The sequence below is a fragment of the Cupriavidus oxalaticus genome (assembly GCF_016894385.1).
GTDB lineage: Bacteria > Pseudomonadota > Gammaproteobacteria > Burkholderiales > Burkholderiaceae > Cupriavidus > Cupriavidus oxalaticus.
The window spans coordinates 1,895,574-1,920,481 of record NZ_CP069812.1; the positions used below are offsets into that span (position 1 = coordinate 1,895,574).

The window sequence follows — 24,908 nt, forward strand, 5'->3', positions numbered from 1 at the left end:
TGCGGCGTAGCGCGCCCGATCTAAACAGCGAGCGCTCATCCGCGCCGCATAACTACGATCATAGTAGTCGTAGTTATGCGGCGCAAGATTTTTTTCGACTGCTACCCGCGGACCCGCGCGCCTGGCTTGCGCTCCGGCACGCAATCCATTATCGTTACTACGACTTATGTAGTCGTAGTTTAAAGGAGATAGACATGAAACCCAAACGCCTGCTTTTGTCCCTCATGGCCGCCACAACGATGGCATTCTGTGGCGCCGCAGCCGCGCATGGAACCGGCGAGACGGTGAAGGAGAACTTTGCCCGACCCGTCACCAACATCCCGGGCAAATCACTGATCGCAGTGGAAGTGCTTTATCCGCCCGGGGCTGCCTCCGCACCGCATTTCCACGCCAAGTCGGCATTCATCTATGCCTATGTCGTCACAGGCAGCATTGCGAGCAAGGTCGACAATGGGCCGGAACGCATCTACAAGGCGGGCGAGAGCTTCCATGAGGAGCCCGGATCGCACCATGCAGTCAGCCGCAACGCGAGCAAGTCAAAGCCCGCCAAACTGCTGGCCGTGTTTGTGGTGGACAGCGATGACAAGGAACTGACGACGTTGGAAAGGAGCGCGAAATGAGGCTCGCGATCAGCTTCCCATGCCCGGCGCCGCCAGACCCCTGATCCTGACTATCCTGGCTGGACTTGCCTTGACTCTCAGTGGCGGTGGGCGCCTGATGCCTTCACGTCCGGCACCGTGACTGCCACGGACTCGGTAGCGAGGATCTTGTGGCTGGGGTCGGCAAGCTCCAGGCGGATCTTGTGATCCCCGGGAGCAAGGCCGACCACGATAACTGGATCAAGACTGGTATGTGCCCATGTGCCGCGCCAATCGTCGATGGTCACGTGAAGATGACCGATTCGCGGAGATACCTTGACGGCATCTTGTCCGAAGACCGGCATCACACGAAAGTTCTCTGTCTTGAATTGAATGATCACCACGCCGCGTGCCAATGGGTCGGCCAGCGGAGGGTAGGCGACGAGCCTCGGCGCTGCTTCCGACTCGAGCGGAAGAATCGCGGGGGGCTGCCCGACTTCCGGTCGCTGCTGCGCCAATGCGGGAACGCATACCGTGAACGATACGATTGTTGCAAACAGCCTGAACGAATTTAGCATGATGTTCCTTTGGGCGCGCCAATCCTGTACAAGGCCGGCGCTTCGTGCTGGTTCTGTCAGATGAAGCGCCGCCGGCTAGCCCGACTACACAAGCAGCGTTACGACGTCAATATTGCCGCGTGTGGCCTTCGAATACGGGCACGTCTGGTGCGCTGTCGCAATCAGAGCCTCCGCCAGCTCACGGTCGATGCCCGGGAGGCTCACGTGAAGCCGAGCCTGCAGCAAATAGCCGTCGTCATTCATGCCCAGATCGATCTCCGCATCAATGGCAGTCTCTTTGGGTAGGGCAATTCCCTTCGTCTGCGCAGCTTTGCCAAGGGCGCCGATAAAACACGCCGACCAGCCGGCCGCGAGCAACTGCTCAGGGTTCGTTCCGGTGCCAGTGCCCAGATGAGACAGTTTGATGTCCAGGTGACCATCAGAGCTACGTGCTGCGCCGTCCCGTCCACCTGTGGTACGGGTCTTTCCAGTGTAAATAACCTTTTCCAGTCGAGGCATTGCGATGCTCCAAAATTTGCATTCAAAGAAAGCGCAGGAGGAGGGCTCCCGCTGCTTCGGAGGACATTAGATTCGACCCATGTATCTGGCGTGTACCTTCCAGTTGGGAGAGCGTATGCCTGCGTATCTGGGCTGGAGTGGAGATACAAGAGAATACAAAGCCTGTCTCCGGACCTGGAAGCAGCGTGTGCTGGCCTTGTGGTCCCCAAGGAAGTTGTATAGCATTGCAACTACGACAAATAAAGTCTGAGTAAGCCATGTCCTACATCAGCACAGGCGTCGAATACAGCCTGCACTGCCTGCTGTACCTGACGCGTTCGCGGGCGGCCGTGGAGGAAGCCAGCGTCCGTGATCTGGCTGAGCTTCAAGGCGTTCCGCACGACTTCCTGGCCAAGCTGTTCACCAAGTTGGCCAAGGCCGGGCTCGTGGTTGCGACGGAGGGCATCAAGGGCGGATTCCGACTCGCTCGGCCCGCCAATCAGATTACCGTTCACGATGTCGTGGTCGCGATCGACGGCGAGAAGGCGCTGTTCGACTGCCTCGAGATCCGTGGGCGCTGTGCCGTCTTCGATGATCACGCACCGGGCTGGGCGACGCGTGGCGTCTGCTCGATTCACGCTGTCATGCAGGCCGCGGAGAAAGCCATGCGGGCGGAACTGAAGCGGCACACTTTGGCCGACCTTTCCCAGCGCGTTAACGACAAGACACCGGCCAGCTACGGGATGCAGGTTGTCCAATGGCTGTCGGATCGTGCGGCAAATCGGCGCGGCGAAAAGCCTGCGGCCACGCGCTCGGGTCCGCGCAGGAGCAGTTGAGGTCCGCTACGCAAATCCCCTGCGCACATCATCGTGACGACAGCTTAGTCCCTACATGTGATGTCCAGCGGGTTTTGAAAGGTCGCACCGCCCGCTATATTCAAATGTCGACATGGGCGTGCTTTTCTCTGTGGGAGTGTGACTGGCGATGCCTCAGGACCGGGGGAGGGCAGCGCCTTGTCGCGACGGATGCGCAACGCCGCATCGCCCCCGCCGGCGCAGGGCACGCTTGCGTTTTCCTGCTAGACGAATGGCAGAGTTCTATCCGCAGAGAGAGCCATCTCTCTAACGTGATAAACCGTCGGCTCTCCCGCCAGGTATCCCTCCAATCCGGCCATGAACATCCGATGATCATCGCTCGGTTCGAAACCCAGCCGATGATCCTCGAGCGAGGACCATCGTACGATCAGGTTGAAGACTTCGGGCGTTTCAATGCCCTGTGCAAGCAGATGGCCGCCATAGCCCTTCGCTCGGGCGAGCAGTGGCGCGACCTCGGCGAGAGCATCGGTAAACGTGTCGAGATGTTCCTCATGGACGGGCAGTAGTGCAATTTCGTAGATCATGATGTTCCTTCAATGAATCAGGCGTTCGCACTGTCGAGCTGCGCCAACGATCCGACCGCAATCGCGATTTTTCCCTGTAGGCCGTTGTTGGAACTCTCGAGTCGGGCGTGGGCGAGTGGGATGTCGGCGAGGGAATAGACTGCGCCTACATGCGGCCGCAGTTGGCCGCGCTCGACCAATGCGCTCAGTTCATCGAGCTTGCCGCGGTTCTGCCGTGTGAACACGAAGTGGTAGCTCGCGTTCTTGCCCCATGCCTGCATCACGTTCTGCGGCTGCGCGGTATCGACGATCGTGACGACGCGGCCGAGCTGAGCGAGGGCGTCGGGGCTGCGGGACAGCGTGTTGCCGCCGATGGTGTCGAACACCACATCGACGCCTCGGCCGCCTGTTTCGCGCAGGATCGCGTCGACGTAATCCTCTTTCCGATAGTCGATGACCACGTCGCCCCCCAGACGTCTTGCGAACTCGAAGTTCGTGTCGCGTACGGTCGTGAACACTCTGGCCCCCATCGCTTTCGCGAGTTGGATCGCGATATGGCCGACGCCGCCCGCGCCGCCGTGGATCAGGATGTTTTCTCCCACGCGCAGCGCCGCACGCGCGACCAGCGCTTCCCACACCGTGCCGCCAACGAGGCTAAGGCTTGCCGCTTCGACGTGGCTGATGGACGAAGGCTTCTTCGCTACGATGCTCTCGGATGCAACATGGTATTCGGCATAGCTTCCGGGGCCGTCGAAGATCTTCGGGGTATACCAGACTTCGTCGCCGGGGATGAAGGCAGTCACACCGGGGCCGATTGCTTCGACGACGCCGGAGACGTCGTGGCCGGTAATGGCGGGCAGTGGCACCAGGTCGGCGTAGTCACCGCGCCGGACCTGATAGTCCAGGGGATTAATCGAAGTCGCCTCAACCCGGACCAGAACTTGTCCCGCCTGAGGCGAGGGCTTAGGTACTTTGCAAAGTTCGAACGCGTCGGGGCCGCCAAATTTCGTCAGTATCAGTGCTTTCATTGCGAGGTGTCTCCGGTTAATTTCGATAAAACGGGATATCGGTAAATATCGATATACCTAGACAAAAAATTACAGATCATTCCCGATGAGCCGGGCGAGGGCGCTGATGGTTTCTTCGTTCCGCTTGTAGTAAGTCCACTGCCCGATACGCCGGACCTCGACCAGGCCCGCGCGTTGCAGCGTGGCAAGGTAATCCGACACCGTTGATTGCGACAGTCCAACCCCTTCCTGGATGCTGCTCACGCAAACGCCCACTGTGTGGACGTCGCCCTCATCCTGCGGCGGGAAGTTCTTCACGGGATCTTTCAAGCCGCGCAGGATCTCGAGGCGTGTCCGGTTCGAGAGTGCTTTGAAAATTTCGAGCAGGTCCATGACGGAATTATATCGATATTTCCCGATATGTCAATGAGGGGTGCAGCCGGTGTTGAATCGCCGGGTGACCGTAACAAGCCATCTAGCATTACATGTGATGTCCAGCGGTTTTGATGGGTCGGAGCGCCCGCTACATTCAAATGTCGGTGCGGGCGTGCTTTTTGTGCGGGGTTGGAGTCTTTTGCGGGGTTCCCGTCGGGCGGTGGTGCTGGCCTGAGACGACAGAGTTGTGACCAAGGGTGGGGCGGTTGAACGCGCGCCGGCAAAGTTGAAATGTCCGCGCGCTTGGCTGAGTCCGCAGCCCCCGCCAGGGCCGTCCTCCTGAAGCCGCAAGACCAGCCGTCTGACGTGCCGGGCACTGATGCCCAGCCGCTCGGCAGCGCAGCACCAGACGTTCCACCTGACGCCGCGACAAGCCGAGCTTCTCGGCGGCGCGCCAGACCGCCAGGCCATGGTCGACCACGGCCTGAATCACCTTGAGCCGATCGAGTTCGCGCATCGTCATCGTGATGGTCTCTGGTTGGCGCATCGCGGCCTCCGGTCTCGGACGGACGGAAAGCCGCCAGCATGCCAGTCCCGGCAAGGGGGTACGACATGTCTATTTGGCTCAGGTACGACAATTCTATTTGGCTCAGGTACGACAATTCTATTTGGCCGTGACACCGCTGGTTCGCATAATGTATGTTATGTCAAATCACTGATCCGGCTCCGCAACCCAATGCTGGCGCAGCATTCAGGAAAGAAACTCCTCTATCGCGTGATGCGCGCCGGCTTTGCCGCCCAGCCGTGAATCGCCCAGGGCCGCGGAGGCGCGGATCCCGACAACGCGGACGGCCAGGTGCCGACTGAGCGCCGGCATCTGGCCGTCCGCGTTTCAGGCTTCAGTGAACCTGCATGCCACGCATGGCGTGGATGCGCCCATGATGCCGCATCAGTTCGTCATACTGGCGCTGGAGCATGGCGCTGGCTTCCGGTGGCAGCGGCTTCATCATGACCGACTGATACTCGCGCCTGGCGGCTTCTTCCTCGTGCTCGCACATGCCCAGGATCGCATCGTCGTTGTTCGGTTGCAGCATGTGGCGCAACGCCATCCAGCTGCGGAACAACGTGCCTTGCATGCTGCCGCGCTCGGCCGGGTCGCCGCCCATGGCGCTGACCATCGATTGCAGTTCCCGCACCGAGCCGCGGCAGGATTCCGCGGTGCTGGCGAGAATGTCGCGAAGCTGTGCATCGTGCACATTGCTGGCCCCGCTGGTGCAGGCCAGTTCGCTGTCCTTGCCAGCCGCGATCAGCTGGTTCAGGGCGAAGACACTTCTTTGTTGCTGGGTTTCGGCCATGGCTTTCTCCCATCATTTCAGCCGGCGAGGCCGGCGTTTGCGCGAATCGCCAGATTGCCACGAGTGTCATGTCAGAGTCTGAGCATTGATCCCCGTGGCGCGTGACGAACCTCGTAAGAATTTTAGGCGCGAGTTCTCCGTATGGGATAGAAACTCAGGCGCATGGCGGATGTCACGCATGAGTTCTGGCGCTGATGGATTGTGGAGCACCCCGGACCAGGGGCGTCAGTAGCGTGAGTGGCCTGAGTGGCGTCAAAGAACGATATTGTGCTCCACCTTTGGCTTGGCAATATCGCTCTTTTCGCCAAGCATCTCCATGAGCTCGCGTTCGATCTTCTGGCAGATCTGGGCCATGGGCACGTCATTGGCGTTTCCTTCAAACGGATTTTCCGTGCTTTCGCCCACCTGCTCCAGTGAGAGGTACATCCACGAGATCATCGTGCTGAATGGAATGACCAGCCAGATCATGTTGCCATGCATGAACCCTGAAACGCCGGCATTGAGCTTTTCGAATTCCGTCAGCATGCCAAAAGGCAGCAGCAGGCAAAAGGTACGGACAAAGAGCTTGTTGATGACCGCATATTGCCTGGGATACGGATAGTCCTTGATACGCTCCGCCCGTCCTTGCTGCGTGAAGAAGCCCCTGATCGATCCTCCCAACTCCATATAGAAGGCATTGCTGATCTCGCCGGCGTCAAGGAACCGCTTGATCGTCGCTGACTGGGTGCCCAGCAACTGGCTGGCCTTGCTCTCGGCCCGCGCAAGGGAGTCGAGTTCGGCTTGTGACAGATACCGCGCGAGCGCCGCTTCCAATGGCGTCTCCCACTCCGGGACCCGGTAGTACTTTCTTCGGTACTCCACGCTGGACGCCTTGCCCGCGCTTTCCCAGATCCTTGGTGTTCTTAGCTGGTAGCGCAGCGCCGTCAGCCAGGCGCAATGCCGGAGAATCAGTTCCCTGGCGCCCGCCTGCCCTGCCAGGAATTCCCGGCTCATCACACCCAGACTCCGGCTGCCATTCAGAATCTCGGTCCAGATCTGATGGGCCTCCAAGGCCCTGCTGTAAGTCTGCACGTTCCTGAAGCCCACGATGAATGAAGTGGCCGTTCCCAGAAGCACCACAACCGCGACGGGGATCGACAGCCATTTCAGTCCGAGCAGCTGATAGAGGAGGACTGGCAGTGATGCGCACGCTACCGAGGCATAGAGCTGCCGTCTCGACCAGAACGTGAACTCGGATATTGAGTACGATTTTCCAAGGTGCATGGTGCATGCGCTCTTAGCGGCGTGTCAGGTCACAGGATCGGGGGTGGCGGGTCGAGGTTCGAACCGTCGACTGCCAACATGGCCGACCGTCCTCATTCTTGACAAGATAGCTGCCAGGAATCCGGTTTTGTCATGGTGATGTGGCCAGCCGCCGGACTAATTGCGCCCCGCCGCCAGCCGCGCCAGTGCGGTATCGATGGCGCCCACGGACGCGTGCAGGCCGGCCGCATGCGCTTCGTCCCTGAGCTGGTGCAGATTCTCGTGAAGCGCCGGCGTGCCGCCACCCTCCTCTTCCTGTCCGGCGCTGACCAGGGCGCGGCCCCGGCGGATCAGGAAGTCGCCCCACGGAAACGGCTCAGGCCGCATGTAATCCTGTAGCGCCGCGAGGTAGCGATCCGCCTCCTGCCAGCGTCGCAACGACACGGAAACGTCGATCGCGGCTTCCAGCAGGTCGACGTGGCAATGGCTCACGCAGCCCTGCGCCAGGATCGCCTCGGCCTGCCGCAAGGCGTGGAGCTGCCGGCCGGGATCGCGTGCGGTGCGTGCCAGGAAGCCCAGCACGGTGGGCCCGGAGTAGCGCAGTCCGCTGGCGTGGCTCAGTTGCAGCGCCTCGTCGAGCAGTGCCTCGGCTTCCTGCATCTGGCCGAGCGCGCCGAGGGCGAGGCCAAGCCGCGCCAGCACCTCGGCTTCGAAGCGCCGTGCGCCCAGCCGGCGCGTCAGCGCCAGCGCCAGCCGCGCGTGCGCTTCGGCGTGCGGCCAGTCGCCGGCCAGCTGCGCGGTCGAGGTCATCACATCGTAGGCCAGCATCTCGCTGCGCGCATCGCCGATGCGCTGCGCCAGGCGCAGCCCTTCCTCGCAGCTGGCCCGCGCAGCATCGAGCTGGTTGCGGAACAGCTCCACCGCGCCCACCATCGGCAGGTTGGCGCATTCGATGCGGACAAAGTCGTGTGCCCGCGCCAGCCCGACGCAGCGGACAAAGTGCGCATGGGCGGTCATCATGCGGCCTTGCTGGTAGTAGGCATCGCCGAGCCCGCCCAGCGCACGCGCCTCGCCCAGCACCGATCCGGCCGCGCGCGCGTGGCCGAGGGCGCGCTGGTGGGCGGCGAGGCACCGGTCCATGTCGCCCATCGGAAAATAAAGATTGCCGCGCAGCGATTCGATCTCGGCCAGCCGCTCGGACTGGCCCAGCTCGGCGGCGGCCTGCTCGGCCTCGTGCAGCGCTGACAGGGCCTCGTCATGGCGGTCGAGCAGGCGCAAGGCAGCCGCAGTGCCCTGCCATACCCGGGCCTGTTGCGCCGCCCCGCTCGCAAGCGGCTGGGCCTGCCGGAACGCTTGCAGGGATTGCGCGGCCAGGCCCAGGTCCAGCGCCAGTTCGCCATGCAGGCAGGCAAGCGCATGCCGGCAGGCGGCATCGCTGTCCAGCCGCTGCGCGCGCTCGACCAGGCGCAGCGCGCGCTCGCCGCGGAAGTGCACCGCCTCGTGCCGTGCCGCAGCGGCATAGGCCTCGGGCGCACCGGGATCGCCCGCGGCATCCAGGTGCTCGGCCATCAGTGCCGGGTCCCTGCCCTCGTACCAGGCCGCCGCGCGCCGGTGCAGGTTCTGCCGGCGCGACTTGAGCAGCGACGCGTACACCGCCTCATGGATCAGCGCGTGCATGAACAGGTAGTCGTCGCCTTCCGGCCGCGTCATGGCGGCCATGACCAGGCGCTCGCACGCGTAGTCAGGGTCCTGGATCAGGTGCCGCAGCGCAGCGGGGCTGAAGCGCTGGCCCAGCACGGCAGCGGCCTGCAGCGCCTGCCGGTCCGCGGTGGAAAAGCGGTCCAGCCGCGCCAGCACGATGCTCTGCAGCGTCCCGGGCAGTTCCTCGATGCCCTCTTCCGCGCCCGCCTCGGCGCCGCGCAGCAACTGGTCGAGGAACAGGGGATTCCCTTCGGCCCGGCGGATGCAGGAAGTGGCGACTGCCGGATCGACCTGCCGGTAGCAGGCGGCCAGTTCGTGCGCTTCGGCATCGTCGAGCGGGCCGAGGTCGATGGTGGTCAGCGGCGCGCCCTGGCTGGTCGCGCGCCAGGCCGCATCGACCGGGTCGTGCTCCGGGCGCACGGTCAGCACCAGGACCAGCGCATGGCTGCGCGTTGCCGCCGCCAGCTGCGCCAGGCAATCGAGCACCGTGCGCTCGGCCCAGTGCACGTCTTCAACCACGATCAGCAACGCTCGCGCGGCGCTGCGGCGGGTGGCCAGCGTCACCATCAGCCGCTGGGCGCCGCGCTGCCTGCTGGCGGGGTCCATCGCGGCCAGCGCGGCGGCATGCTCGGGGGACTGGGGCAGCTCCAGCATGTCGCGCACGAACATCAGGTCTTGCTCGGCAAGTTGCCAGGCCGTGAGCGTGCCTTCGGTGGCAGCCGCGTTGCTGCCTTTCGCGCCGGAACCCCGCGCGGCGCCCACCAGGCTGTGCGCGAGCATGCGCATGGGATCGCCGCCGCTGCCCGCGCCGAAGTCAAGCACCAGGACCCGGTGCGCCTCCAGGCCGCGTTCGCGCGCCAGCGCGACAAAGCGTCCGGCCAGCCGGCTCTTGCCGATGCCGGCCTCGCCACGGATCAATACGACGCGGCCGTGGCCCGAGCGCAGGCAGCTGTCGGCCACACCGGCCAACTGGGCCAGTTCCGCGTGCCTGCCGACGAAGGCGTGCTCGGCCGGCGCCTGCTCCACCCCAAGGAAACGCCGCACGCGCCACAGCGGGATCGGTTCGGCTACGCCGGGTAGCACGGCGCGGGCCACGCAATCGGCTTCCAGGCGTCCGGGCAGCGCCTGGTAGACCCGGTTGGATACCATCGTGCCGCCAGCCTCGGCGGCTTCCATCGCCTGCAAGGCCACGCCGACCGGGCCGCCGGTCAGCGTCATGTTGCTGTCGTCACAGGCCGCCAGCACCTGCCCGCTTGCCAGGCCGACGCGGGCCTGCAGCCGCGACCCGGCGGCACCGGCCAACCGCGCCAGCGCTGCATGCAGCGCCCCGGCGGTGTGCAGCGCGCGCTCGGCGTCGTTGCCGTGCGCCACCGGAACCCCAAACACGATGGTCAGCCGGGTGCCGATCTCATCGGTAATGTGGCCGCCACAGGCGCCCGCCAGGGCGCGGGCCTGCTGGCGCCAGCCGGCCAGGGCCTGGTGCAGCGGCTCAGGTTCCAGCGCGTCGGCGGCGCCCTCCTCCAGGCTGGCCACGAGTACCACCGCGTGGCGCAGTTGCGGCTCGGGTATCAGGGCGGCCGCCGGCGTGGCAGGGGGTGGGACCGTGTCCGATCCGGCCGCTTGCCCGGCACCGGCGTCGTCGTCACCACCCAGGCTGCCTGCCGCCGGCTCGCGCCGCGCGCGCAGGATGGCCTGGTACAGCGCTTCGGTCTCGGGCTCCGGCGACACACCGAGCTCGCGCTGCAGCGCCGCCCGGCACAGACGATACTGCTTGAGTGCCAGGGCTTGCCTGCCCTGCCGCTCATAGAGCCGGATCAGCGCCCGGTGCACGCCTTCCTGCAGCGGATCGAGCGCAAGCAGGCGCGTGGCACTGGCGATGGCCAGATCTGTCGCGCCGGCCTGTTCGTGGTGCGCCAGCAGCTTCGCCAGGGCGCCCAGCGCCACGCCGCGCAGGCGCTCGCGCTCGATCGCCAGCCAGTGGTCGAAGGCCGGCGCGGCGGCGTGGAAGCCCTCCAGCAGGTCGCCACGGTACAGGTCCGCCGCGCGGGCCAGAGATGCCGGCGAGGCTTCACGGGCACATTGCTCGAACTCGCACACGTCGACCGAGATCTCGCCCAGCATCAAGCAGTCGCCTTCCGCCAGTACCACCTGCTGGCCCTGCGTGCCCGCATCGTCGAGCGCGCGGCGTGCCGCGCTCAGGGCCTGTCGCAGGCTGCTGCGCGCCTGCTCGGCATTGCTTTCCGCCCAGCACAGCGCGGCGAGCTTGTCGCGCGGCTGGGCTCGCCCCCGGGCCAGTGCAAGGTACGCCAGCACGGCGCGCGCCTTGCGCGCGGTCAGCGATATCGGCATGCCGTCGGCGGAACTGAGCTGGAAACCGCCGAACAGGTCGAGACGGGCGCGGGTCATGGGAGGGGAAGCTGGCAAGCCCATCCTTTATAGGCGACGGCAAAGGACTACGCTGCGCCCCCAGCCGCAAAGTCAGGTAGCCGTTACTTTCCGGCCCGCGGCAATTTTCACGATTCTTTCACGCCGGACTGCCGGCCCCCTTCACGGCCCCTGCCTAGTATCAGCACAACCCCGGCTCGCGCGGCATCACCGCAGCTCGCATTAACTGGCTGTTTAAATGGGCTGTCTATCGAGACAAAAGCTGTCTCCATCACACTGGAAGGACTTGCATCATGGCACACACGGATTCGCGGAGTGTTTCGCTCTCAAGCACCAACGCCAGCTCGATCGAGCGCTTCGAGGCGGCCCTGGAACTGCTGCACGGCTACTACGGCGACCCGCTCACGGTGATCGATCATGCCCTGGCGGAAGACCCCGGCTTCGTCATGGGGCATGCCCTGCGCGCCGGGATGATGATCACCGCCGGCGACGGCACCGTAGCGCCGCTGCTGCGGGAAAGCGTCGAAGCCGGCGAGGCGCTGTCCGCCAGCGCGAACGAGCGCGAGCGCCGGCATATCGCCGCGGCGCGCGCCTGGCTGGATGGCCACTTCACACGTTCGATCCAGCTCTACGGCGACATCGTGATCGACTACCCGCGCGACAGCCTGGCGCTGCAGGTTGCCCATATCGGGGACTTCCTGCTCGGGCAGTCCACCCTGCTGCGCGACCGCATCGCCCAGGTGCTGCCCCACTGGAATACCCGCGTGCCGGGCTTCGGCTATGTGCTTGGCATGCATGCCTTCGGCCTGGAGGAAACGAACTTGTACGAGCAGGCCGAGGAACGTGGCCGCTTCGCGCTGGAACTGAACCCGCGCGATCCCTGGGCGATCCACGCCGTGGCCCACGTGATGGAAATGCAAGGCCGCCAGGACGAAGGCATCGACTGGCTGAGCGGGCGTGCCAGCGACTGGTCGCAGGACAACATGATGGCCGTGCACAACTGGTGGCACCTGGCGCTGTTTCATCTGGAGCTCGGCCATGCCAGGCAGGTGCTGGACATCTACGACGCGCATATCCGCGAAAACCAGTCGTCGGTCGCGCTGGAACTGATCGATGCCTGCGCCATGCTGTGGCGCCTGCACCTGCGCGGCAGCGATGTGGGCTCGCGCTGGAACGAGCTGGCCGACACCTGGCAGGCCCGCGGCGCGCAAGGGTACTACGCCTTCAACGACACCCATGCGGCGATGGCCTTCCTGTGCGCCGGGCGCGATGACGCGCTCGCCGCCCTGCTCGCCGGCATGCGCGCCGCGGCAGCCGGAGGCGGCTGCAACGCGATGATGACGCGCGCGGTCGGGCTGCCGGTGACCGAGGCCCTGGTTGCCTTCTCGAGGCGCGATTACGATCGCACCATCGAGCTGCTGATGCCGGTACGCCAGATCGCACACCGCTTCGGCGGCAGCCATGCCCAGCGCGACCTGATCAACCTGACCCTGATCGAGGCGGCGCTGCGCGGCGAACGCGCCAACCTGGCCTGCGCGCTGGCGGCCGAGCGCATGGAACTCAAGCCGATGAACCCCAGCCTCAGCAAGCTGGTGCAGCGTGCCTCCGCGCTGCAGCGCGAGGCGGCGGACGGCGCGCGCGACGCGGCAGCCGTGAAGGCGGCATAGGGCTGGAGCCGGCTGGTGTGGAGAACCCGCCGGCGACCTGAGCCAGCGACAACCGCTACGTCTCCGGCGGACCATAAGCCACGGTGGCCAGGGCACGTGCGCCCGCGGCCACTCCCACCGTCTGCGAGGGCGGCTGCGGCCTGAGGAGCCCACTGCCCGTCAGCACGCTGGCGGCACTGACGGTATAGCTGCCAGCAGCGAGGTTGGACAGCGTGGACGGCTGGGTCACGGTCTGGCGGAACTCGCCAGGGCCCAATACCGTGATGGCCGCCGACGTTCCGGACGGCAGGCCGGAGATGGAGATCGTCAGCGTGCCGGTGCCGTCATTGCCCTCGTCTTCCCCGCCCCCGCCGCAGGCTGCGATGCCAAGGCAGCAGGCGACGAGGAATTGGTAAAGCGAGGATCGAAGTGCTACGGACATGGCACGCTCCTTCCCCGGCTCGGAAACAGCCTGTCATCCCATCGCGTGCTGGGGCGAAGCAGCTCAGTTGGACAGGGCGCGGAATATTTCAATTGCAGGGCGTGCCAGGGAGCGGCGTCCCATAGCTGGTTATCCCATAACAGGCATCGCCTGGCTTGAGCGGGCCGTCGGCACTCGATTCCGGGTCAAGGGGAAATCTTCCGACCTTGGTGCAGCAGAAACGAAACTCTGTCAAAGGCGCTGGGGAATTCGCCACTGCCGGAGAAGCCATGCCGGATTGCTCGGCCGGCGCGGGCTCGGGGGCCGGAAGTCTGGTCGTCATTGGCGCAGCCTTGGGAGCTGGCGCAGGCGCCGGAACATTCCTCGTTGCCGGCGGAGCCGCGGCGGGCTGCCCAACTCTTGGAACGCTTTTCGGGGCCGTGGGAGCACTGCCGGGTTGCTGGACATTCCGATGATCCTGTGCGCCGGCGCCGGGCGTAACGCACTGACTGTTTTCGCAGATGCGCTCCCCTTTGCACTGCATATCAAATTGGCATCCAGCGGCTCCGGCGTGAGGCGCAAACCACGCCGCCATTGATATGCCGAGAAGCATGCCTAGTGCTTTCATATCTGCTTTGGCCTCTTTACCGTTTTGGCGCCCCTCGAGCTTCCCCCAGAACGAGCGCTGTTGCGCCAGCCTGAGCCCCGTGGCCCCATTGCCTGCAGGGGCACCACTTCCAGTATGGAATGCGCGCGCGCTGAGCGCCACCCTGGCCTGCCGTTTCATTCCCCGGCGACTGGACGACGCAGTCAATGCTGGACGAACTCGTAGCCTGGCGGCTGACACTTGACCAGGATCATGCGAGGCCTCGCCCAGCGTCGCTACACTTTTCCAGTCGTAGTCCGACGTGCGCCCGAGTTATCTTGATGGGCAGGTCTCGAAGCCGTGTTCGCCCCCACCTCAGCCATGCAGCCTGCTATCGCCCGACACACCCCCATAGAAAACTGGCAGGCACTGCTTATTGGCACACTGCTGGTCGCACTGGCGGTATCCATGTTCAAGCAGGCAGGTTTGCTGTCGGGCGGTACGGCTGGCCTGGCATTTCTTGCCCATTACCTCGGCGGCATATCGTTCAGCCTGGCGTTCTTCGTCTTCAACCTGCCCTTCTACTGGCTTGCGTGGAAATACATGGGCGGGACGTTCACCTTCCGGACGTTCGTGGCCGTGCTGTTGTTCTCCGTCGAGACCGACTTGCTGCCGCGCTGGCTCAGCTTCGCCACGCTCGACCCCACGCTTGCCGCAATACTGGGAGGCGCACTATTGGGCAACGGATTCCTGATTCTGTTCCGGCACAAGGCGAGCCTCGGCGGTATCGGCATCCTTGCGGTCGTGCTTCAGGAACGGCGCAACTGGCGTGCCGGCCATATCCAGATGGCGATGGATGCGGCGATCGTCGCAGCGGCTCTCCTGACCGTTCCATGGCCACGCGTCGCGCTCTCCATTCTCGGTGCCGTGGTCCTCAACTTTGTGTTGGCAACCAACCACCGCCCGGGACGCTACGTGGCCCAGTGACCATGGCGGGCCGATTTTCTCGGTCGCTGCCCCCACCACGGCAGTCAGGGAATTCGCCTCCGCTTTGGCGCGGCCATGCGCAAGCGCGATTGCCCTTCCGTAGTGCCTAGACCGCAGCCCGCGTCACGACTACCATCGACGCCGGGATCTGCGCGCAGGGTGAAACGATGACCAACGGACGACGCGGAAGCGGTCCAAAGCTTTTCGGAACCGGACGGATCGTGCTCTGGCGCGGCGGAAGCATCTGGATCGGTCATGCGGAAGAGCAGACCGGTTTCCATGCGCATCACGCAATTCAGGTTACGCTCGCGCTCTCCGGTGGTCCGGTGCGCGTCCAGAGTCCCGGAGAAGACTGGGCGGCCTATCAAGCGGCGATCATTGCTGCAAATCACCCTCACGCCTTTGAGGCACGCGGCGCGCTGATTGCGCTGATTTTCACCGAACCCGAATCACATGAAGGAAGGATGCTGCGGGAACGCTTCCGTGCAGGAGTCGCATCGCTGACCCCAGGTGCCTTCGCCACCGAGGCGGCGGCACTCGCGGCCGCCTATCATTCGGACGCCCCTGACAAAGACCTTATCCTCCGCGCCCGGGCCGTGACTGCAAGGCTCACCCTGGCCCAGCCTTCGCCGCCAAAAGTGCTCGACAACCGGATAGAACGCGCTATTGAAGTGCTGCGTGAACGGATCGGCGAGACGGTTACGATGACCGAGATCGCTGAGGCCGTCCATCTCTCCCCGGAACGTTTCCGTCATCTGTTCCTGAAGGAAACCGGCATCCGGTTCCGGCCCTACGTGCTATGGCTGCGCCTTGAACTCTCCCTCGCCTCATATGCTGCCGGACACAACCTGACCGAAGCTTCCTGTGCCGGGGGCTTCGCCGACTCCGCTCATTTCTCCCGCACCTTCAAGCGCATGTTCGGCGTCCTGGCGGTGGGAGTCCGCGTCCAGCGGGTCCGGGGCGGAACTTAGCCGTTTCGTTCAAGCTGCCCGCAATCCGGGACGGCACACTGGCGACTCGTTTCCAACAGAAAGGAGCATCGCCATGTATCCCACCACCCAATCCCCCTGCCAGTGCACCGCTTGCCCGGGCGCCAGCTGCGCCTGCGGTTGCCAGAAGACAGCCGAACGCAACGCATGCTCCTGCGGGCCGCAATGCCCTTGCAGAGCCGGCAGCACCCCTGTGAAGAGCTGATTCACAGCCCGCGGCCGCGGGGCCGGCCTACGTTGCTTGGCCGGCCCGGTGGCGTTCTCATCCTTTCCGATTTTCCCCAAGTGAATCCATATCAACGAGCAACTGCCGTGTTTCGAAACCTTGCGTTCATGCTTTCATTGATCGGGCTCACGTCCCTTGCCGCCTGCATGCCGCTGCCGTCGGGGCTGAACCTCTCGCTGGACCGGCCAACCGTTCACGACAAATATCACGTCGCGATCTATCCGCCCGGCGAGCCGATCGCCATCAACAAGCTGCACGCTTTTGAGATCCGCTTGCGCTCGCCCTCGGGCGAGCCGGTATCGGGCGCCCGCATCAGCATTGACGGCGGCATGCCCCAGCACGGCCACGGCTTTCCGACCCAGCCCAGGGTCACGCGTGAACTCGGCGGTGGCCGCTATCTGCTCGAAGGCATGAAGTTCAGCATGCCCGGCTGGTGGGAAATCAAGCTCAGGATCGACGCCGCGTCCGGAACCGATGACGTGACGTTCAATACGATCATCGCTTCCCGCACCGCGGTGCCGGCCGTCGCGGGTGATCCGGCGCAGCGCTGAAGAGGTGCTGCCATGAATCGTAGAGCACTCCGGGTGGCCTGCCTGTTTGGCGGCGAACTGCTTGCTGCCTGCGCCATCGCAAGCACGATCGGCACAACGGCCGTCGACGGCTGGAATGCCGACGAGACCGCCATTCTGTCCTCGATACGGTTAAGCGCACTGCCACCGGCACCGAAGGATCCGTCGAACGCCTACGAGTCGTCACCGTCCGCGGCCAGACTTGGCGAGCGGTTGTTTTTCGACCGCCGGTTCAGCGGCAACGGCTCGGTGTCTTGCGGAAGTTGCCACCAGCCAGACAAGCAGTTCCAGGATGGCCGTCCGGTGGGGCTCGGCGTGGGCACTGGCATGCGCAGAACGATGCCGGTCGTCGGTGCCGGATATAGCCCGTTCCTGTTCTGGGACGGGCGCAAGGACAGCCTGTGGTCGCAGGCCCTCGGACCACTCGAGGATCCCGCCGAGCATGGAGGAAACCGGCTTGCCTATGTGCATCTGCTTGCGGCGCACTACCGCGCTGAATACGAATCGGTATTTGGCGGCATTCCGAATCTTGGGCGGCTTCCGTCGCAGGCGAGCCCGGTGGGTACGCCGGGGCAGCGGGCGGCGTGGGACAGCATGAGCGAGAAGGAACGACAGGATGTGTCCCGGGTGTTTGCCATCGCTGTGTGGAAAAACCGCTGCCTCTCAACAAGGGGCAGGCTCATTCGAATGCCTTCCCTTCGTAGGGAATCTTGACCACCAGGCAAAAGCCTTGTCCGGGCGCGCTGTCGACGGCAACTGTGCCGCCAAGCAGCCGTGCACGTTCCCGAATACCGAGCAGTCCGAGAGACTTCCGTGGCTCATCGTTGGCAGACAACTTGTCCCAACCAACACCATTGTCTTGTACCTGCAGCGCCAGTTGGTCTTGCGCCCGGGCAACGTGAATATGGACGGCCGTCGCGTTGGCGTGCCGGACGACATTGCTCAACGCCTCCTGGACGATACGGAACATTGCAATTGCCACTTGCTCGGGAACGTCAGCATCCACGCCGTCTACGGTTACTGTTAGTCCGTAGCGGGTCGCGCAGTCGTTGGCAAGCCACTCAATGGCTGGCAGCATCCCCAGTTCATCAAGCAAGGCCGGCCGCAGGTCGCTTGCTATCCGCCGAACCGAGGCCACCGTTTCGTCAATGACGACGTTCATGGCGGCAACCTCCGCCAGCAGGCATTGAATACTCCTTTCCTCCTTCAGGTCTGCGCCGAGCATGGCGAGATCCATTTTCAGGGCACTTAGGCGCTGGCCAAGATCGTCGTGCAATTCACGTGCGATCCGACGCTTTTCCTCCTCGCGCGTGGCAAGAATGCTGTCCGACAGGTGCTGTAACTCCTCGCGCGAATGCCGCATCGCCTCCTCCGCCCGTACGCGTTCGGTGATATCGCGCAGCATCACCGTGTACAGCCTGGTGCCTCTATCGGCAATCTGTGAGATGGAGGCTTCTATCGGAAACTCGCTGCCGTCACGACGCAGCGCGTACAGCGCGCGCTGGCGCCCCATTTCGCGGTCCGACACGCCGGTAACACCAAAACGGCGCACATGCTCTTCGTGAGCAGGCCGGAAGCGTTCTGGAATGAAGTCGCCCAGCGGACGACCGATCGCATTCTCGGCAGGCCATGCGAACAGCTTCTCTGCCATGGGATTGAACAGTATGACCCGTTGCTCGCTGTCGACGGTAATGATCGCCTCCATGGACGACCGGATAATGCCCGCCAAACGCGCTTCGCTTTCCTCCACGCTCCTGCTTTTTCCGCCAGAAGGATGCCCGAACCGCCGCTGGTGAATCAGGAACAGCCCCAGGACAAGCCCGAATCCGGCCCCCAGCCACTCGAACCGCGGAGGTGACATCTCCCAATAATGCCGGACTATTTCCTGCAACAGAAAAGACAGCGCCGCAAATAGCACGACTGTGCCACTGCCGATCGCGATGTCGATAGCAAGAGAAGTCAATCTGTTCAGCGGCAGCGGCTTGCCCTCTGGGGCGAAGGGGCTGGTCATGCGGCGCAATGTCTGACTGTCGCGGTGCCTCTTGCGGCTATTCCGAACACCAATATAGCCCTCCCATTGCTGATCACAACCGGCAATAGTGCGATAACGCATCCCATAAGGCCCGTTTGCAGCGCAGCGGCTCAGTCTGAAAAGTGTTCCTGATATCGGCGCTTGACATCTGCCAGCTGGCAAAGGCCGGTTCCTGCACTCAGCCGCCTCTGACTCGATCGGGATCAACGGCCCGCCTGCTGCGGTGCAAAGATGGCAGCGGCGGATGGCAGTTACCTGCCCACGCAGGCGCCAGAGGCTGCGCCCCGGTATCCGGGAGATCGCGGCGTTATGATGGGCTGGTTTCAGGCTTGACCAACACCACGGGGCATGGCGCGCGTGCGATGACGCGGCTCGCAACCGAGCCCACGATCGCATCAAGGAATGCGCCGCGCCCGTGCGTTCCCATGACAATGGCCAAGGCCTTGACAGACGTCGCGTACGCGACGATACGCTCGGGAGCAAAGCCGACCAGGCCCTGCCATACTGTCGGCACGCCTGCTTTTTGCAGGATGTCGATCGCGGATTTCATGACCCGCCCGCTTTCGTCGGTATGCCAGGCCTCGAGGTCACCCTTGCTGATGTAGGACTTCACCTCTGCGGAAACGTCCGGCATGCAGTGCACCACGTGCACGCAGAGGTCTTCCTTGAATAGTTTCCGCTTCGCGACCCATTCCGCCGCAGCATCGCTATAGACCGAACCGTCTGTTGCCAGGACAACATTTGCCATTTCACCCTCCGTTTCAGCATGGGCATGTCAGGCACCTTGTCTTGCGTCGGCGTGCCTGAGTCGGTATCGAGCTGCCATCTGTGCATTGCCGATGGCACTCCTCCCTAACCTATATCCGCGGGGGGATTGGTAGTTGACATACATCAACAGTGGGCGCACCAGCCGGACGGTGCACGTCCACAGGCTTGTCACCGTATCGGAGCCGGGCAATCAAGGACGGCGATCCGGGTAATGCCGTTCAGTTAACCACTGTCGTTCCCGCGAAGGCGGGAACCCAGTGACTTCGAAAGACGCTGGATTCCCGCCTTCGCGGGGAATGACAGTAGTGGTTGAGACCCCAAGAGATGACCAGTCGGGCGCATAATGACCACTTCCCCGCCGCTCGCCATTGCTGCGCCATGTTTGACGACCCAAACTCAGGGGCCATCAGGCGCCTCAGGGCCATCGATGCCGTATGCGTACTGGATATCGCAACATTGACCTGGGTCTGCTGCCAGTCGCCGTTGGCACGCTGAGCGGCGGCATGCTGCTGCTTGCCTTCGGCCAGGAAGCTGCCGCGGGCCTGTCGTGGGCGGCGGGCGCATTGGCCACCACGGCAGCCTTGCTGGTCGCCATGGTGCGATCGCTGCGGCGCAAGGAAGCTGGTGTCGATATCCTCGCGCTCCTGGCGCTCGGGCTGGCGCTCGCGCTTGGCGAGTTTCTTGCCGCCGCCGTACTCGCTTTGATGATTGAAAGCGGCAAGGCACTGGAGGGTTATGCGCAGGCGCGTTCCCAGCGTGAGATGAGTGCCCTGCTCAGCCGTGCCCCGCAGTTTGCCAACCGGTTCGAGGATGGCGAATGGCGTACCGTCTCGCTGGAGGCCGTCCGACCGGGCGATCGCCTCCTGGTCCGGCAGGGAGAAGTGGTGCCGGTCGACGGCGCACTGGTGGGACAAGCGCTGCTGGACGAGTCTGCGCTGACCGGCGAATCGCTGCCAACCCAATATGAACCCGGCGAAACCGCGCGCAGCAGTGTGCTGAATGCCGGCGCGCCGTTTGAGATGGTGGCTGCCACGACCGCGGCGGAAAGCACCTTCGCCGGGATTGCCAGGCTGGTGCAGACCGCCCGCGCCGAGCGCCCGCCCGCGGCTCGGCTGGCTGACCGTTACGCGCTGTGGTTCGTGCCGGTCACCCTGCTGGTTGCGGGGATTGCCTGGTACGCCAGCGGAGATCTGCGCCGGGCGCTGGCCGTGCTGGTGGTCGCTACACCGTGCCCGCTGATACTCGCGGTGCCGGTGGCGATTGTCGCAGGCATGTCGCGCTGCGCCCGGCACGGCGTGCTGGTAAAGGGCGGTGGCGCGCTGGAGCGGCTGGCACAGGCCAGCATCCTGTTTTTCGACAAGACCGGGACGCTGACACGGGGCAAGACGCGGCTGGCTGCCGTCGATTGCGCACCCGGCTGGGCGGTGGCCGACTTGCTGCGCCTTGCGGGCTCGCTGGCGCAGGCTTCGGGCCATGCCGCCGCCGAGGCCATTGCAACCGCGGCGCGCGAACGGGGACTGGTTCTGGATCTGCCATCGGAGGTGACGGAGACGGCCGGGGCAGGCGTTGCCGGACGCGTCGGCCAGCATGCCGTCGTGGTGGGCTTGCCTGCATTCGCCAGCGGCCCGGAAGCCTGGCCGCCCTGGTGCAAGGCCGCGCTGCAGCGCGCGGCCTATGAGGGCGCATCCGTCTCGCTCGCGACGGTCGACGGCGTACTGGTCGGAGCGCTGCGCTTCGAAGACCAGATCCGGATGGAGACACCGCGCGCACTGCGCTTGCTGCGCAAGGCCGGCATTCAGCGCCTGGCCATGCTGACGGGAGACAGGCCCGACGTCGCCGAGACAGTTGGCGCTGTCCTCGGTGTCACGGAAATCCATGCAAGCGTCAGCCCCGCCGAGAAACTGGCGAAGATCGAAGCGGCGCGCCATGATGGCATCGTGGTGATGGTGGGCGACGGCGTCAACGATGCACCGGCGCTGGCTGCGGCGGATGTTGGCGTCGCCATGGGGGCGCGAGGCGCCGCGGCCTCATCGGAAGCCGCGGATATCGTTCTGCTCGTCGACCGCCTTGACCGGCTGGCAGATGCAATACGCATTGCCCGGCACTCGCGCGCACTTGCCGCTCAAAGCGCCTTGGCCGGCATGGGCCTGTCTTTCGTGGCGATGGCGGCGGCTGCGCTCGGCTATCTTCCGCCGCTGGCTGGCGCAGTGTTGCAGGAGGTTATCGATGTGCTGGTCATCGCCAATGCGCTGCGAGCTCTCCGCGCCGGTGGGCCGGTAGGGGCACAAGGGTTGTCCGCAGCCAAGGCGGCAAGCCTGGACCGAGAGCATACCGCGCTCGGTCCGCTGATGGAGGATATTCGCGGACTCGCCGACAGATTGCCCACTCTGCCCGGACCGTCTGCCGCGACCGAGTTGCGCCGTTTATGCACGGCCCTCGGCACGACGCTCCTGCCCCATGAACAGCGCGATGACGCCGAGCTCTACCCGCAACTGGCCAGGCTGGTAGGGGGCGATGACCCGCTGGCAGCGATGAGCGGCATGCATCGCGAACTCTTCCGCCTGATTCGCGTCCTGCAACGGATGGCGGACGATCTGCCGCCGGAGGGCCTCGACGACAGCCGGGCCAGGGAGTGCCAGCGATTGCTCTACGGGCTCGAGGCGGTATTGCGTCTGCACTGCGCACAGGAAGACGAACTGTTCCACACGCTACGCGAAGATGCGCGTGGGTGACACGATCCGGGTCAACCCGCCCCAAGATCCAGGGCGTTCTCGGCAGTACCGCTTTCGGCCTGAATCAACACCCTTCCCAGCCAGGACCGCCCGCGGACAAGCGGCATTTCCGTCCACCACGCTGTCAGATTCCACTGACAGCGTGGTAAGCGGGCCAGACGCTCGGCTTCGCGCAACCCGTACAAGACGAATGGCACCAGGCCGACACCATTTTCGGCGTTGGATGATTCAGGCATTGCCGACCGGAAACGATACTTGAAGCGTACAAAGCGCACGGAGCGGACGGCGACCCGACAAGCCGGAAGAGATGAGCACGGCAAAGCCAGCAAGGGGACAGCGATGAGCGACGGACAACACATCGACGATGCACAATGCCTGCCGGCAATCGCCGTGGACATCCCCCTGGGCGCGCACCTCACGACAAGCCGCCGTGGCTATGTCCACCATGGCATCTACGCCGGCAACGGCGAGGTGGTTCACTATGTAGGATTCAAAGGATTCATGCGGCGCGGACCGGTCGAGAAGACCACACTGGCAGGCTTTGCCGGCGGCTACGGATTCCAGATCGAGCCGGCCCCGCAGGCCCGCTACCTCAAGGCGGAGGTTGTCCGCCGCGCGGCCTCGCGGCTTGGTGAGGACGATTACCGCCTTCTTACCAACAATTGCGAGCACTTCTGCTCGTGGTGCCTGTATGGCGAGAGCCGCAGCACGCAGGTGGAGGCACTGTTGACACATCGCTGGCGGGCGGCGATTGCCATCCTTGGGGTGATGTGCAACGCGGTCGTCACCGCCGGCCAGACTGCGGCTGCACAGGTAACGGCTTAGGGCAGGGCAAACCAGCCGAAATGATGCGCGAGTACGATCTGCGCCAGGCACGTCCTGCCGGCCTGCCCGAGCAACCCAGGCCGGCAATTGGCTGGTCGGTCAATGACGCCGCGCCCCCCTGCTCTCCCTACTCTTCGGCTTGCCGCGCAAACAGATGTTCATGGTGTCGCTGGCAAGCGGTGCATCGCTTGGCGGTCGGATATGCCTGCAGCCGGACAAACATGATAGGCTCCCCACAATCGACGCAGATGCCGTACTGGGCGCGCTGCATACGACTGCGGGCAGCTTCAATGTCGGCGAGCTGCGTACGGTAGTGTTTCAGCATTGCGTCAGCCTGGCGCTGCGTAGTTTCTTCGCCGGCCAGGTCGCTTTCGTCCCGCGACTCCCGCGGTACCAGGGAAGGCATGGGCGTGTCGGCGGAGCCAGCAACAGCATGGATATGGGCTTCTTCGGCATCAAGCTGAGCGGCCAGCGAGGCGATTTCCTGCGCGGTAAGCTCGTTCATGATCGATCTCCTGAGCAAGGCAATTCTTGCAGCGCCTGACGAATGCCGGCTGCCAGTTGTTGAGCGACGGCAATGCAGTTGGATGGATGCGCGATGGTGTCGCAAGTCGCTACGCCGGCCGCGATGGCTTTCAGCTCCGCATAGGCTGTCCCGGCGAACAGGGCATGGATGCCAACGCAGACCGGCGCACGATAGCCATACTGGCGCAGCAGCCGGCACGACGCCACCATGGTGCGGGCGGTAGACACCACGTCGTCCACCAGAACCGGCGTGCGCCCGTCCGGCGCGGGCAGGTCGGGCGCCTTGACGGTGACCGCGCGGTCCCCAAGGCGCTGTTTGGCCAGTACAACGCTGTCCGCGCCGCAGAGGCGGGCTATCTCGTCCACCCATTGCCGGCTCTCCTCGTCCGGACCGACAAGCAAGGGCTGAGGCACAGTCGCACGAATCCATGACGCAACCGCCGCGGCGGCATGCACGACGACTGCAGGCTGGGGAAAAATTTCCCCGACGTTGTGGATCCTGTGCAAGTGTGGATCTATCGTGACCAGCCAGTCGAAGGTGCGCCCGAGGAGCGCAGCGAAGTAATGGGCTGAGACGATTTCCCCGTCGCGAAAGATCGCGTCCTGGCGCATATACGCGAGGTATGGTGCCACCAGACCTACTCGCGCTGCACCTCCTTCCGTCAGCGCGGCGGCCAGCCACAACAGCGGCACCAGTTTCGTATCCGGATCGTTCAGCGAGCACACCACCATGACGTCGCAACGCGCTACGCGACTCAGCAGCCTGACGTACGATTCCCCGTCAGGAAAATGCCGGATTTCGGCATCCCCGGGCTGCCCGGGCAGGCAAGCCGCCAGAGCCGCCGCTTGCCGTTCATTGCCCGGCATGGCAAACAGGATTGGGGTCATTCGCTACGGGCGATTGGGCCGGCGTGCGGCATGTGCACGCGCTAGCGGTGCGTTACGGCCAATGCTGCCATGGCACCCGCCACGGCTGCGACCGCTGCAGCAGAACCCACGCTCTGCCACGGATGCTCGCGGACGTAGCGATCGGTGGAATTCGCCCATTGCGACAATTGGCCTTTTGCTGCCTGGCGCTGCACGCTCAATCGTTTTTGGAGTGCGCCCAGGCGCACCGCCAGTTGCTCGCGAGCTTGCGCCGATTCATGATTGGCTTCGGCCGCGACATCCTGCAACAATGCCTGGACATCGGCCAGCAACGCGCTGGCGTCGCGGACCAATGCATCCTTGTGGACCACCAGATCTGCGCGGATATCGTTCATGTCATTCCCCTGTTCACTGAATCATTGCCGTGGATGGCACGGCGACCATCGAACCGGCTTTGCATTGCTTCGATTCTGTCCAACCACGCGGCCTTCGGGTTGCGGCAAATCAAGGCCTCGTGTTTTCGCTGCATTGCATGACTTTCATTGATGCGACTCAACAGGCTACGCCATCGCACCACTATGCTCGTTTATGCGAATGCCTCGCGCGATACCAGAGCCGGACTGGCATCCTCTCAGGCCAGAGGAACTTGTGAGGAACAC

General features: G+C 64.3%; 23 protein-coding genes and 1 pseudogene. 9 read left to right on the forward strand and 15 right to left on the reverse strand.

Translation table 11 applies throughout. The annotated features are described in order from the left end of the window. The first annotated feature begins 194 nt into the window (after positions 1 to 194). Positions 195 to 620 (forward strand): cupin domain-containing protein, encoded by a 426-nt coding sequence (locus JTE92_RS21115; protein WP_063238799.1) that lies wholly within the window; start codon positions 195 to 197, stop codon positions 618 to 620. A gap of 77 nt (positions 621 to 697) precedes the next feature. Here JTE92_RS21115 and JTE92_RS21120 read toward each other — a convergent pair whose 3' ends face one another. Together JTE92_RS21120 and JTE92_RS21125 are read right to left on the reverse strand one after the other, a co-directional pair. Then, positions 698 to 1,156: a DUF6130 family protein gene (locus JTE92_RS21120; protein WP_063238798.1), complete on the reverse strand. Its 459-nt coding sequence runs from the start codon at positions 1,154 to 1,156 to the stop codon at positions 698 to 700. A gap of 84 nt (positions 1,157 to 1,240) precedes the next feature. Continuing rightward, entirely contained in the window at positions 1,241 to 1,654 is a 414-nt protein-coding gene (locus JTE92_RS21125; protein WP_063238797.1) for an organic hydroperoxide resistance protein, read from the reverse strand. A gap of 257 nt (positions 1,655 to 1,911) precedes the next feature. Between JTE92_RS21125 and JTE92_RS21130 the strand changes: the two genes are divergently transcribed. After that, positions 1,912 to 2,469, forward strand: coding sequence for an RrF2 family transcriptional regulator (locus tag JTE92_RS21130; RefSeq protein ID WP_063238796.1), 558 nt, complete (start codon positions 1,912 to 1,914; stop codon positions 2,467 to 2,469). Between the two features lie 242 nt (positions 2,470 to 2,711). On the opposite strand, the gene JTE92_RS21135 is transcribed toward JTE92_RS21130, so the two are convergent. The 7 genes and pseudogenes from JTE92_RS21135 to JTE92_RS30730 form a co-directional block, all read right to left on the reverse strand. After that, positions 2,712 to 3,032 carry an antibiotic biosynthesis monooxygenase family protein gene (locus tag JTE92_RS21135; protein WP_084254544.1) on the reverse strand — a complete coding sequence of 107 codons (321 nt, stop codon included), beginning with the start codon at positions 3,030 to 3,032 and terminating at the stop codon, positions 2,712 to 2,714. Positions 3,033 to 3,049: 17 nt separating this feature from the next. Next, positions 3,050 to 4,039 carry a zinc-dependent alcohol dehydrogenase family protein gene (locus JTE92_RS21140; RefSeq protein ID WP_063238794.1) on the reverse strand — a complete coding sequence of 330 codons (990 nt, stop codon included), beginning with the start codon at positions 4,037 to 4,039 and terminating at the stop codon, positions 3,050 to 3,052. Between the two features lie 69 nt (positions 4,040 to 4,108). Beyond that, positions 4,109 to 4,411 carry an ArsR/SmtB family transcription factor gene (locus JTE92_RS21145; protein ID WP_063238793.1) on the reverse strand — a complete coding sequence of 101 codons (303 nt, stop codon included), beginning with the start codon at positions 4,409 to 4,411 and terminating at the stop codon, positions 4,109 to 4,111. 364 nt (positions 4,412 to 4,775) lie between these two features. Further along, a pseudogene (locus JTE92_RS21150) lies at positions 4,776 to 4,940 on the reverse strand (helix-turn-helix domain-containing protein); the annotation flags it as partial. Between the two features lie 352 nt (positions 4,941 to 5,292). Further along, complete coding sequence (locus tag JTE92_RS21155; protein ID WP_063238792.1) at positions 5,293 to 5,748, reverse strand: PA2169 family four-helix-bundle protein; 456 nt, start codon at positions 5,746 to 5,748, stop codon at positions 5,293 to 5,295. A gap of 252 nt (positions 5,749 to 6,000) precedes the next feature. Beyond that, entirely contained in the window at positions 6,001 to 7,011 is a 1,011-nt protein-coding gene (locus JTE92_RS21160; protein ID WP_063238791.1) for a bestrophin family protein, read from the reverse strand. Positions 7,012 to 7,167: 156 nt separating this feature from the next. Beyond that, a complete protein-coding gene (locus JTE92_RS30730; RefSeq protein ID WP_063238790.1) occupies positions 7,168 to 11,097 on the reverse strand; it encodes an ATP-binding protein in 3,930 nt (1,309 codons plus the stop codon). Positions 11,098 to 11,369: 272 nt separating this feature from the next. On the opposite strand from JTE92_RS30730, the gene JTE92_RS21170 reads away from it, so the two are divergent. Further along, on the forward strand, positions 11,370 to 12,743 hold the full coding sequence (locus JTE92_RS21170; RefSeq protein WP_063238789.1) for a tetratricopeptide repeat protein: 1,374 nt from the start codon (positions 11,370 to 11,372) through the stop codon (positions 12,741 to 12,743). Between the two features lie 55 nt (positions 12,744 to 12,798). Here JTE92_RS21170 and JTE92_RS21175 read toward each other — a convergent pair whose 3' ends face one another. Continuing rightward, positions 12,799 to 13,164, reverse strand: coding sequence for a hypothetical protein (locus tag JTE92_RS21175; protein ID WP_063238788.1), 366 nt, complete (start codon positions 13,162 to 13,164; stop codon positions 12,799 to 12,801). A 925-nt stretch (positions 13,165 to 14,089) separates the two neighbouring features. Here JTE92_RS21175 and JTE92_RS21180 point away from each other — a divergent pair. The 4 genes from JTE92_RS21180 (at position 14,090) to JTE92_RS21195 (ending at position 17,214) form a co-directional block, all read left to right on the forward strand. Continuing rightward, the gene (locus JTE92_RS21180) at positions 14,090 to 14,716 is read left to right on the forward strand and encodes a YitT family protein (RefSeq protein ID WP_306431155.1); all 627 of its coding nucleotides are present in this window, start codon (positions 14,090 to 14,092) and stop codon (positions 14,714 to 14,716) included. Between the two features lie 167 nt (positions 14,717 to 14,883). Next, positions 14,884 to 15,687, forward strand: a complete 804-nt coding sequence (locus JTE92_RS21185) for a helix-turn-helix transcriptional regulator (RefSeq protein ID WP_063238786.1) — start codon at positions 14,884 to 14,886, stop codon at positions 15,685 to 15,687. Positions 15,688 to 16,038: 351 nt separating this feature from the next. Beyond that, a complete protein-coding gene (locus JTE92_RS21190) occupies positions 16,039 to 16,482 on the forward strand; it encodes a FixH family protein (protein WP_063238785.1) in 444 nt (147 codons plus the stop codon). A gap of 12 nt (positions 16,483 to 16,494) precedes the next feature. After that, complete coding sequence (locus JTE92_RS21195) at positions 16,495 to 17,214, forward strand: cytochrome-c peroxidase (protein WP_084254542.1); 720 nt, start codon at positions 16,495 to 16,497, stop codon at positions 17,212 to 17,214. Here JTE92_RS21195 and JTE92_RS21200 read toward each other — a convergent pair. Beyond that, positions 17,180 to 18,511, reverse strand: coding sequence for a PAS domain-containing sensor histidine kinase (locus tag JTE92_RS21200; RefSeq protein ID WP_063238784.1), 1,332 nt, complete (start codon positions 18,509 to 18,511; stop codon positions 17,180 to 17,182). The two genes, JTE92_RS21195 and JTE92_RS21200, sit on opposite strands and share 35 nt — an antisense overlap. 328 nt (positions 18,512 to 18,839) lie before the next feature. Beyond that, positions 18,840 to 19,280 carry a universal stress protein gene (locus tag JTE92_RS21205; RefSeq protein ID WP_063238783.1) on the reverse strand — a complete coding sequence of 147 codons (441 nt, stop codon included), beginning with the start codon at positions 19,278 to 19,280 and terminating at the stop codon, positions 18,840 to 18,842. A gap of 454 nt (positions 19,281 to 19,734) precedes the next feature. On the opposite strand from JTE92_RS21205, the gene JTE92_RS21210 reads away from it, so the two are divergent. Both JTE92_RS21210 and JTE92_RS21215 read left to right on the forward strand, forming a co-directional pair. Next, positions 19,735 to 22,032: a heavy metal translocating P-type ATPase gene (locus JTE92_RS21210; RefSeq protein WP_063238782.1), complete on the forward strand. Its 2,298-nt coding sequence runs from the start codon at positions 19,735 to 19,737 to the stop codon at positions 22,030 to 22,032. Between the two features lie 339 nt (positions 22,033 to 22,371). After that, the gene (locus JTE92_RS21215) at positions 22,372 to 22,857 is read left to right on the forward strand and encodes a lecithin retinol acyltransferase family protein (protein WP_063238781.1); all 486 of its coding nucleotides are present in this window, start codon (positions 22,372 to 22,374) and stop codon (positions 22,855 to 22,857) included. Between the two features lie 127 nt (positions 22,858 to 22,984). Here JTE92_RS21215 and JTE92_RS21220 read toward each other — a convergent pair whose 3' ends face one another. Genes JTE92_RS21220 through JTE92_RS21230 form a run of 3 tightly spaced genes read right to left on the reverse strand, consistent with a single transcriptional unit; the run spans position 22,985 to position 24,644 of the window. Beyond that, positions 22,985 to 23,362, reverse strand: coding sequence for a TraR/DksA family transcriptional regulator (locus JTE92_RS21220; RefSeq protein WP_063238780.1), 378 nt, complete (start codon positions 23,360 to 23,362; stop codon positions 22,985 to 22,987). After that, on the reverse strand, positions 23,359 to 24,270 hold the full coding sequence (locus JTE92_RS21225) for a ribose-phosphate diphosphokinase (protein WP_063238779.1): 912 nt from the start codon (positions 24,268 to 24,270) through the stop codon (positions 23,359 to 23,361). Before JTE92_RS21225 ends, JTE92_RS21220 begins: the two co-directional genes overlap by 4 nt. Before the next feature lie 41 nt (positions 24,271 to 24,311). After that, positions 24,312 to 24,644 (reverse strand): ElaB/YgaM/YqjD family protein, encoded by a 333-nt coding sequence (locus JTE92_RS21230; RefSeq protein ID WP_084254541.1) that lies wholly within the window; start codon positions 24,642 to 24,644, stop codon positions 24,312 to 24,314. Positions 24,645 to 24,908: the final 264 nt, after the last annotated feature.

Bases quoted from the DNA above. Each gene is read 5' to 3' on its own strand.
- JTE92_RS21115 (WP_063238799.1), top strand. From the start codon at position 195: ATGAAACCCAAACGCCTGCTTTTGTCCCTCATGGCCGCCACAACGATG.
- JTE92_RS21120 (WP_063238798.1), bottom strand. From the start codon at position 1,156: ATGCTAAATTCGTTCAGGCTGTTTGCAACAATCGTATCGTTCACGGTA.
- JTE92_RS21125 (WP_063238797.1), bottom strand. From the start codon at position 1,654: ATGCCTCGACTGGAAAAGGTTATTTACACTGGAAAGACCCGTACCACA.
- JTE92_RS21130 (WP_063238796.1), top strand. From the start codon at position 1,912: ATGTCCTACATCAGCACAGGCGTCGAATACAGCCTGCACTGCCTGCTG.
- JTE92_RS21135 (WP_084254544.1), bottom strand. From the start codon at position 3,032: ATGATCTACGAAATTGCACTACTGCCCGTCCATGAGGAACATCTCGAC.
- JTE92_RS21140 (WP_063238794.1), bottom strand. From the start codon at position 4,039: ATGAAAGCACTGATACTGACGAAATTTGGCGGCCCCGACGCGTTCGAA.
- JTE92_RS21145 (WP_063238793.1), bottom strand. From the start codon at position 4,411: ATGGACCTGCTCGAAATTTTCAAAGCACTCTCGAACCGGACACGCCTC.
- JTE92_RS21155 (WP_063238792.1), bottom strand. From the start codon at position 5,748: ATGGCCGAAACCCAGCAACAAAGAAGTGTCTTCGCCCTGAACCAGCTG.
- JTE92_RS21160 (WP_063238791.1), bottom strand. From the start codon at position 7,011: ATGCACCTTGGAAAATCGTACTCAATATCCGAGTTCACGTTCTGGTCG.
- JTE92_RS30730 (WP_063238790.1), bottom strand. From the start codon at position 11,097: ATGACCCGCGCCCGTCTCGACCTGTTCGGCGGTTTCCAGCTCAGTTCC.
- JTE92_RS21170 (WP_063238789.1), top strand. From the start codon at position 11,370: ATGGCACACACGGATTCGCGGAGTGTTTCGCTCTCAAGCACCAACGCC.
- JTE92_RS21175 (WP_063238788.1), bottom strand. From the start codon at position 13,164: ATGTCCGTAGCACTTCGATCCTCGCTTTACCAATTCCTCGTCGCCTGC.
- JTE92_RS21185 (WP_063238786.1), top strand. From the start codon at position 14,884: ATGACCAACGGACGACGCGGAAGCGGTCCAAAGCTTTTCGGAACCGGA.
- JTE92_RS21190 (WP_063238785.1), top strand. From the start codon at position 16,039: ATGCTTTCATTGATCGGGCTCACGTCCCTTGCCGCCTGCATGCCGCTG.
- JTE92_RS21195 (WP_084254542.1), top strand. From the start codon at position 16,495: ATGAATCGTAGAGCACTCCGGGTGGCCTGCCTGTTTGGCGGCGAACTG.
- JTE92_RS21200 (WP_063238784.1), bottom strand. From the start codon at position 18,511: ATGACCAGCCCCTTCGCCCCAGAGGGCAAGCCGCTGCCGCTGAACAGA.
- JTE92_RS21205 (WP_063238783.1), bottom strand. From the start codon at position 19,280: ATGGCAAATGTTGTCCTGGCAACAGACGGTTCGGTCTATAGCGATGCT.
- JTE92_RS21210 (WP_063238782.1), top strand. From the start codon at position 19,735: ATGCGTACTGGATATCGCAACATTGACCTGGGTCTGCTGCCAGTCGCC.
- JTE92_RS21215 (WP_063238781.1), top strand. From the start codon at position 22,372: ATGAGCGACGGACAACACATCGACGATGCACAATGCCTGCCGGCAATC.
- JTE92_RS21220 (WP_063238780.1), bottom strand. From the start codon at position 23,362: ATGAACGAGCTTACCGCGCAGGAAATCGCCTCGCTGGCCGCTCAGCTT.
- JTE92_RS21225 (WP_063238779.1), bottom strand. From the start codon at position 24,270: ATGACCCCAATCCTGTTTGCCATGCCGGGCAATGAACGGCAAGCGGCG.
- JTE92_RS21230 (WP_084254541.1), bottom strand. From the start codon at position 24,644: ATGAACGATATCCGCGCAGATCTGGTGGTCCACAAGGATGCATTGGTC.